Source organism: Neobacillus sp. (assembly GCF_031988165.1).
Lineage (GTDB): Bacteria > Bacillota > Bacilli > Bacillales > Cytobacillaceae > Neobacillus > Neobacillus rhizosphaerae.
Window position 1 is genome coordinate 22,159 of the sequence record NZ_DALZYO010000052.1, and the last position, 8,123, is coordinate 30,281.

The following is an 8,123-nucleotide window of genomic DNA, read 5'->3' on the forward strand; positions in this document are numbered from 1 at the left end:
CATATTATTTTGTGTTTAAGACGTTTCTGTTTTTTAAACAAATTTCTAAAAAATAGGCAAAAGCCATTGACATTCAAACTGTCATTTGAATATGATATAATCAAACCAACATTTGAATGAAGAGGGTGACAGAATGGAAGAGCGCGATGTTTGCGAAATTACCTGTGTGGATAACGAGAAAACTACTCGAGTGCAGCAGCATCTTGAGAATGGCAGCACTATCCTTGAAGTAACAAAGCTTTTTAAAGCTCTGTCCGATGAAACGCGGATGAAAATCGCTTATGCGTTAACACTCGAAGAAGAGCTCTGCGTTTGTGATGTAGCTAATATTGTCGGGGCAACAACGGCTACGGCATCCCACCATTTACGCCATTTAAAAAGCCTTGGGCTTGCGAAATACCGTAAAGAGGGCAAGCTTGTCTATTATTCCCTGGATGATGAGCATGTTAACCACTTAATCCAAATTGCCTTTGCCCATCAGGAAGAGGTGGCCAGCCGTGACTGAGACAATTGAAAAACAAGTCTACAGAGTACAAGGCTTTTCCTGAACAAGCTGTGCCACTAAGTTCGAAAAGAACGTGCAGCACCTGGATGGTGTTGTTGATGCGAAAGTGAATTTTGGTGCTTCAAAGCTGACAGTCTTCGGAAGTGCCACTTTAGAGGAACTGCATGAAGCAGGTGCCTTTGAAAAATTAACGATTTACCCGGAAAAAGAAAAGCCGCCTGCCGAGCAAAAGGAACCGTTCTGGAAACGTTATGGACTGCTCGGGTTATCGCTATTGTTCATCCTCGCTGGCTATATTTTTTCGAAAGATATTCTTTTTGCCGTTGCTATTTTACTAGGAGGATTTCCGCTTTTTAAAACCGGATTGAAAAATTTACTCCGCCTTGATTTTGATATGAAAACACTAATGACGATCGCGATTATTGGTGCGGCAATCATCGGCGAGTGGAGTGAAGGGGCAGTCGTAGTCATCTTGTTCGCCATTAGTGAAGTTCTCGAAGGCTATTCGATGGATAAAGCGAGGAACTCCATTCGGTCGCTGATGGAAATGGCACCAACGGAAGCCCTTGTTGTCAGAAACGGCCAAGAGGTATTACTAAAAGCGGAAGATATCGAAGTCGGCGACATTATGCATGTAAAGCCCGGGCAAATAATTGCCATGGACGGAATCATTGTCGAAGGCCATTCATCCGTTAATCAAGCGGCGATCACCGGCGAATCGGTGCCTGTAGAAAAAGCCGTTCAAGACGAAGTTTTCGCCGGAACATTAAATGAAGAAGGATTTTTAAAAATAAAGGTCACCAGGCTAAGTGAAGATACGACGATAGCAAAAATCATTCATTTAGTCGAAGAGGCACAGGCAGAAAAAGCGCCTTCTCAGCAGTTTGTCGACCGGTTTGCGAAGTATTACACGCCGGCGATTATGGTGGTTGCAGCTTTGGTTGCGGTGGCTCCACCACTGTTATTCTCCGGCAACTGGTCAGAGTGGATTTACCAAGGTCTCGCCGTCTTAGTGGTCGGTTGCCCATGTGCGTTAGTCATTTCCACTCCTGTTTCGATCGTAACGGCAATTGGAAATGCGGCCAGGAATGGTGTGCTAATTAAAGGCGGTAGCTATCTAGAAGAATTAGGAGCGGTGAAGGCAATTGCCTTTGATAAAACAGGCACGTTGACGAAAGGGGTGCCAGTCGTGACGGACTTCATCAACTACAGTGGTGATGAGAATCTGCTCGCGGTTGTTGCCGCACTTGAAAGCAAGTCGCAGCATCCACTTGCTAGTGCCATTATCAAAAAAGCTGCATACCTTAACGTAGAAAATCAGGTTGAGGAATTTTCCTCCATTACCGGAAAAGGCATTAAAGGACTGGTTAACGGAACAGAGTACTTGGTTGGAAATACGAAGCTGTTCGATTCCATTCCTAGAGAAGTCACTGAACAAGTTTCCTTCCTGCAAAATGAAGGCAAAACTGTGATGATTGCTGGAACAGACAAAAAAATCCTCGCCCTGATAGCAGTTGCCGACGAAGTCCGCGAAAGCAGCCGAACGGTCATCGAACGTCTTCATCAGCTAGGCATACAACAAACAATATTGCTTACTGGAGACAACAAAGCAACCGCTGCATCAATTGGCCGGCATGTTGGCATGACTAGCATCGAAGCAGAGCTGCTGCCAGAAGATAAGCTAGCTTTTATCAAAGAATTAAAATCCCAGTTTGGCAGGGCAGCAATGGTCGGTGATGGTGTCAATGATGCGCCGGCACTCGCCTCGGCCACTGTTGGGATTGCGATGGGTGGGGCTGGGACCGATACGGCGCTTGAAACGGCTGATATCGCTTTAATGAACGACGACTTAAAAAAGCTGCCCTTTACGATTAAACTAAGCCGGAAAACCCTTCAGATAATAAAGCAAAATATCACCATATCACTTGTTGTGAAGCTATTGGCCCTTCTCCTTGTCGTTCCGGGCTGGCTTACCTTGTGGATTGCGATTTTCGCTGATATGGGAGTGACCTTGCTCGTGACCTTAAACGGATTAAGACTTTTACGGGTGAAGGAATAGAGAGTTATTCTGATTAAAAGTAGCCTTACTCAATAGAAATGTATCGAATTAATGTGATTGGAAAAAACTAGCCTTATTCGGAACAATTTCGGTTTAGCTAATAGGAAAGAATAAACTTTCGAAGCTAATTAGGAAAGTTTATTCTTTTCTATCACGCATAAGGGCAACTACGCCTCTGTCTTCGCTCTTTGGGGCTTGCCAGTCGGGGCGAGTTTTCTTTAGAAAGAGATAAATAATAGAGCCGCAATAAAAGAGGCTTTTTGGGGGGATAAACATGGGTCATCACCACCATCATGGACATTCACACGGACATTCACATACAGGAAACAAAAAAGCTTTATTAAGTTCTTTCATCTTAATTGCCGCATTTATGGTCGTCGAAGTCATCGGCGGTTTCCTAACGAACAGTTTGGCTTTGCTATCTGATGCCGGCCATATGCTGAGTGACGCCGCTGCACTTGGATTAAGCTTTTTCGCGATTAAGCTTGGGGAAAAGCAAGTTTCACAAGAAAAAACGTATGGCTACAAACGGTTTGAAATCATTGCCGCTGCGCTAAATGGATTAACGTTAATCGTCATTTCCTTGATTATTTTTTATGAAGCCATCCGACGTTTTTTCGCTCCTCCGGAAGTGCAAAGCACGGGGATGCTGGTCATTTCTATTATAGGATTACTTGTAAACATCATTGCTGCTTGGATTTTAATGCAAGGTGACAAGGATGAAAACTTAAATGTTAGAAGTGCCTTTTTACATGTACTAGGTGATATGCTTGGGTCGGTTGGGGCCATCGTCGCCGCCCTCTTGATCATGTTTTTCGGTTGGGGCATTGCTGACCCCATTGCCAGCGTTATCGTGGCCGCCTTAATTCTTGTCAGTGGATTCAGAGTTACAAAGGATTCTTTTCACATCTTGATGGAAGGTGCTCCGACACAAATTGATATCAATCAGGTTAAGAAGGAACTGGGGAGAATTCCATTAGTGAAGGAAGTCCATGACTTGCATATTTGGACAATTACCTCTGGTTATCCGGTCTTAAGTTGCCACGTAACCATTTCTGATGAAGGAATTCATGATGAGATCCTGTCGCAATCGCAGCGGATTCTCCATGATGAATTCCAGATTGAGCACAGCACGATTCAGGTTGAAAAAGCAGCCAATGGCTGCCCAAGTCCGCATGGGACTTGTAACTAGGTTTTTGAAGGTCTTGTTTTCGCAGTTCGTAGAATTAAAGTAAATAACAGCAAAATACTAAGGGATCATTCAAAGGTTGATAAAAATTTTTTTGACCAAGGGCATCTAATCGAGGATGTCCCTTTTTATAGTTTTCAATATATTTCCAACAAGATGGTTAATCAACTAATTGAAACTATGGAAAAATTTTATTGATATAATAGTAGTATTGTTTTATAATTTTTACCAGTATTGGTAAAAATGGTCCTTGAAGGAAAAGGATATGAAGTCATTTATACCTATATTTCTTATAAAGAATATGTGAGGTACAGGAAATGGAACTGAAACTGAAAAAGATCACATTTATACTATTCTTTTTAACGAGTACTCTATTATTGTTTAATACCTCTGCAAGTGCAGAAAATAATAAGAAGCAGAGTGGAATCCCTATACTCCTATATCATAATATTTTAAAAAAGAATGAAAACTATTCCCCAAGAAATTCAAACATTATTAACCTGGAAGCCTTTGAAGAGCAAATGAAATATTTACATAATCAGGGGTACTATACTGCCAGCTTATTTGAATTAGGTGCTTATCTCCGTGGAGAAATGACATTTCCGGGTAAAACAGTAGTGCTTACATTTGATGATGGACATAAAACAAATTACGTTTATGCCTATCCCATCTTAAAAAAATACGGATTTAAAGCTACAGGCTTCTTGATTACAGACCGTATTTCCAATACCCCGGTACCTTTCGATGCGAAGGAATTACAATTTTTAAGCTGGTCAGAGGTCGATGCGATGAAAGACGTTTTTCAATATGGAAGTCATACTAAGGGCCTGCACCGTTTTGTCAATGGAAAAGCAGCACTATTAACAGAATCTGAACAGGTCATTTTGCAAGACTTTGAGACTAGTAGAAATTTATTAACTACTGATTACTTTGCTTATCCGTTTGGAACTTATAATAAGAGAACAATCGAACTATTAAAAATGACAGGATATAAATATGCTTTTACAACAGTGGCTGTAAATGCCAAGATAGGAAATAATCCATTTGAGCTTGGAAGAAAGTCCGTAGTTCCATCTACATCATTGAGGGAATTTAAAGAAATGGTAAAAGGCGACACTTACACCGGAGGCTGGTCAAAGGTTAATAACAAATGGTCTTACCTGGATGGAAGTGGGACAAAGAAGACAGGTTGGTTAAAGTTAGGGCAAAGCTGGTATTATTTTGATGAAAAAGGAGTTATGAAGACAGGTTGGACTAAGTCAGGAAAGTCCTGGGCTTATTTGGATAGTAGCGGAGTTATGAAGACAGGTTGGTTAAAATCAGGTTACAGCTGGTATTATTTTGATGAAAGCGGAGAAATGAAAACGGGCTGGTTAAAAAATGGAGGCAAGTGGTATTTCTTTGAATCGAGTGGTTCCATGAAGACCGGATGGCTTTCAACAAGCGGGAAATGGCATTATTTTGATCAATCAGGTGTGATGAAAACAGGCTGGCTATCTAGTAAAAGTAAATGGTATTACTTTGATGAAGCCGGAATGTTGAAAACAGGGTGGCTTCAATCTGCTGATAAGTGGTATTACCTAGCTGCTGATGGGTCGATGAAAACAGGCTGGACTTCCCATAAAGGTAATTGGTATTTCTTTGAGAATAGTGGAATCATGAAAATAGGCTGGCTGGACCTATCAGAGAAAAAGTATTTTCTTAACAATGATGGAGTGTTGGCAACCGGTTGGAATGATATAGAAGGCAAAGGGTACTACTTCTACAAAGAAGGACTAATGGCAGCCAACACTGTGATTGATGGTTATCAGTTAGGTAAAGATGGAGTGCGGATTGAAGTGGTTGCCTGACACCCTTCGTGGATAAATCCCCTTTTTGTCCGTGTGGCGTGGACACCCTGATAAACGTAAGTGTCCATCCATGGTGGACAAATTGCATGAAATGTCTTTCTGTGGTGCCTGGCACCACTTTCTTTAAAACCCTATTGAGCTGTGTCACGTGTATCGGGCACATCTTAATAGGTTTTTTTGTGCAAAATTCTTTAACAATCGTGTTTGTTTGGTAAAATGTTCATTATTCGTTAAAAATAACGAGATTACATTTTTGAGGAGGCATACGGTTGAAAAAAACAGTTCATCCGTTGGATAAGCGTTTTAAGATAGCCCATAGAGAAGCACTGATCGGGGTTATCCTTGTATTAATCAATTTTATCTGGTGGTATGGTTTTGGTTATGGACTCGGTTCAGGCAAGGTTGAAAATTATACGTACATATTTGGATTACCGGCATGGTTCTTTTATAGCTGTGTTGTTGGATTTATCGTAATGGTTATTCTAGTTATTCTGACAGTAACATTCCTGTTTAAAGAAGTTCCCTTTGAAGAAGAAGAAGAGGGGGATATTAAGTGAACTGGGCAGTTATTACACCATTGATTATTTTCCTCATGATTATTTTTGCAGTCGGCTTTTGGTCCAATAAATTTGTCATCAAATCCAATTCCTTCCTCGAGGAATATTTTTTAGGTGAGCGGCAAATGGGTGGCTTCATCCTGGCAATGACCATGGTAGCGACTTATGGCAGTGCCAGCAGTTTTATCGGAGGACCAGGAGTTGCCTATACACAAGGGCTAGGCTGGGTTCTGCTGGCGATGGCCCAGCTGGCAACCGGTTATTTCACGTTAATGGTGTTAGGGAAGAAATTCGCCATCGTTGCTCGTCAGTACAAGGCCATCACCTTGATTGACTTTTTAAAAGAACGCTATAAAAGTAAAACCGTTGTGCTAGTATCGGCGGCAAGTATCATTATTTTTCTTTTTTCATCAATGGCAGCACAATGGATTGGCGGAGCGCGGCTCGTTGAAAGTTTAACAGGCCTGCCTTATACAGTTGCATTATTGATTTTTGCCTTTTCTGTTCTCGTATTTGTCATCGTCGGTGGCTTTCGAGCGGTGGCCTTAACGGATGCCGTTCAGGGTGTTGTAATGTTTATAGGGACATTAATTCTTCTCGTGGCAACGATTAAAGCAGGCGGGGGCATCCCAAGGATCATCTCCGATTTAGCGGCGGAAAATCCAAATTTAATTAGTCCATTTGGCGCTGATAGAAGTTTAACACCCGCCTATGTTTCCTCGTTCTGGATATTAGTGGGGATTGGAGTTGTCGGTCTGCCGCAAATTACAGTAAGGGCGATGTCCTATAAAAATTCAAAGGCGATGCATAGTGCCATCATTATCGGGACGATTGTCGTCGGCTTTATTATGCTTGGTATGCACCTTATTGGCGTGTTCGCAAGGCCAGTGCTTCCTGGTGTAAAAATAGGTGATACCGTCATGCCATTGCTGTCGATGAAAGTGCTGCCGCCGTTTGTTGCCGGCATCGTCCTTGCCGCGCCGATGGCGGCCATTATGTCCACGGTAGATGCCCTACTCATCCTAGTAAGCTCGGCTTTAGTTAAGGATGTCTATTTGAATTACATTAAGCCTGACGCCGGGGATAATCATGTGAAAAAGGTCAGTTTCAGTGTCACAGCGATTATTGGCATCCTCGTTATTCTGCTGGCGTTAAGTCCGCCAGATTTAATTGTTTGGCTGAATTTATTTTCTTTCGGGGGCTTGGAGTCCGTCTTTATTTGGCCAGTAATTCTAGGACTTTATTGGCGTAAAGGCAACAAATATGGCGCAATCACCTCGATGATCTTAGGAATGGGTTCTTATATACTATTAGACCGTTATTACCCAAATGCATTCGGGCTCCACACAGTAGTTGTGCCAATTGTGCTCTCATTGCTTGGCTTCGTGCTGATTAGCTTGATGACCCATCAAACACAGCAGCTTTCAAAATCGAAAAATAACGCTACCATTCAATGAGTGAGGACTAGAAAAAGAAACTTTTTGTTGCAATTTTGTTGATTAATTTCTAGAATTAATTAACAGAAAGCAGTGAATGAGGTGTACCCATTGGTAGTGGTTATTGCATACTTGTCGGGCTTTATTTTGCCAGGGTTACTAGTTTTACTTTTTACACGGGTCACTTACAATCGATTCATCGGCCTTGTTTTAACCGTTGCTCTTATCGCGGCGTCTGTATATAAAGGTTATACCAACTCGTTCGTACTCATTGTAATTGACGCCTTCTCCTTAACCGCAGGGTTCTGGCTGGCAGCAAAAATGAAGCAACGAGCGGCAAAAAAAAGTTAGTAATCCAGAGTCTGCCCGTTTGTGGCAGGCTTTTTTTGATGATGACGCAAATCTCCTTCAGGAAATTGGGGCAAATTGTAAAAAAAGCCATAACTCCTAAAAAATGAGCCAATAATTTATAAAAATTGAAGCTAGTATAAAAAGTGGACACCGGTTGTGGCGTCATGTTTAAATCA

Annotated in this window: 7 protein-coding genes; all 7 read left to right on the forward strand. The window is 41.9% G+C overall.

All coding sequences use genetic code 11. The annotated features are described in order from the left end of the window. Positions 1 to 133 precede the first annotated feature (133 nt). The 7 genes from RTR43_RS22895 (at position 134) to RTR43_RS22925 (ending at position 7,947) form a co-directional block, all read left to right on the forward strand. Complete coding sequence (locus RTR43_RS22895; RefSeq protein WP_312475670.1) at positions 134 to 505, forward strand: ArsR/SmtB family transcription factor; 372 nt, start codon at positions 134 to 136, stop codon at positions 503 to 505. Beyond that, complete coding sequence (locus RTR43_RS22900; RefSeq protein ID WP_312475672.1) at positions 498 to 2,564, forward strand: heavy metal translocating P-type ATPase; 2,067 nt, start codon at positions 498 to 500, stop codon at positions 2,562 to 2,564. The genes RTR43_RS22895 and RTR43_RS22900 overlap by 8 nt, the downstream gene beginning before the upstream one ends. 274 nt (positions 2,565 to 2,838) lie before the next feature. Then, complete coding sequence (locus RTR43_RS22905; protein WP_312475674.1) at positions 2,839 to 3,756, forward strand: cation diffusion facilitator family transporter; 918 nt, start codon at positions 2,839 to 2,841, stop codon at positions 3,754 to 3,756. Positions 3,757 to 4,070: 314 nt separating this feature from the next. Continuing rightward, complete coding sequence (locus tag RTR43_RS22910; protein WP_312475676.1) at positions 4,071 to 5,603, forward strand: polysaccharide deacetylase family protein; 1,533 nt, start codon at positions 4,071 to 4,073, stop codon at positions 5,601 to 5,603. 269 nt (positions 5,604 to 5,872) lie between these two features. Continuing rightward, a complete protein-coding gene (locus RTR43_RS22915) occupies positions 5,873 to 6,160 on the forward strand; it encodes a YhdT family protein (RefSeq protein WP_312475678.1) in 288 nt (95 codons plus the stop codon). Next, a complete protein-coding gene (panF, locus tag RTR43_RS22920) occupies positions 6,157 to 7,617 on the forward strand; it encodes a sodium/pantothenate symporter (RefSeq protein WP_312475680.1) in 1,461 nt (486 codons plus the stop codon). The genes RTR43_RS22915 and panF overlap by 4 nt, the downstream gene beginning before the upstream one ends. Before the next feature lie 96 nt (positions 7,618 to 7,713). After that, entirely contained in the window at positions 7,714 to 7,947 is a 234-nt protein-coding gene (locus RTR43_RS22925) for a CsbA family protein (protein ID WP_248736725.1), read from the forward strand. The last annotated feature ends 176 nt before the right edge of the window (positions 7,948 to 8,123 follow it).

Bases quoted from the DNA above. Each gene is read 5' to 3' on its own strand.
- RTR43_RS22910 (WP_312475676.1), top strand. From the start codon at position 4,071: ATGGAACTGAAACTGAAAAAGATCACATTTATACTATTCTTTTTAACG.
- RTR43_RS22905 (WP_312475674.1), top strand. From the start codon at position 2,839: ATGGGTCATCACCACCATCATGGACATTCACACGGACATTCACATACA.
- RTR43_RS22895 (WP_312475670.1), top strand. From the start codon at position 134: ATGGAAGAGCGCGATGTTTGCGAAATTACCTGTGTGGATAACGAGAAA.